At 40.0% G+C, this 432-nt stretch carries 1 pseudogene; it reads right to left on the bottom strand.

The features are described 5' to 3' along the window. A pseudogene (locus AB4486_RS22955) lies at positions 1–432 on the bottom strand (TetR/AcrR family transcriptional regulator); the annotation flags it as partial.

Raw genomic sequence — 432 nt, 5'->3', positions numbered from 1 at the left:
CTTTCCATAAAGGGAGTGAGACATACTGCTCCGTGCGCATACATGATCATTTGCCACTTAATCTCATAAATGTTGATCAAGCTCTCTGGATTCGCATCGTTATACTGTTCAGCTAACATGTTGATTTCTTTTTCGACATCGCCAACATTGTCGATAAAGTAATCGACCAAGTTATCTTTTTGACGAACAGAGTCAGTGATAAGTTGCATCGGTTTTCGTGAGTGAATCATGTTGCTAAAGAGGCGCATACTAAATAAATAGATAGTAATGTTTGGTGCGACGCCTTTTGGTAACTCTTCCATAATCTTAGCAATATAAGACTGAAAATAGGCGTGTAAACAATCGCTTATCGCATGCCAGATTTTTTCTTTGCTGCCAAAGTGGTGGCGAATAAGGCTATGCGATACACCGGCTTTCTCACTGATGTTACGA

This window comes from Vibrio sp. 10N.222.55.C6, assembly GCF_041473395.1.
GTDB classification, from domain to species: domain Bacteria; phylum Pseudomonadota; class Gammaproteobacteria; order Enterobacterales; family Vibrionaceae; genus Vibrio; species Vibrio crassostreae_C.
Note: the sequence above shows the minus strand (reverse complement) of the source record. Positions and strands in the feature narration are given on the sequence as shown.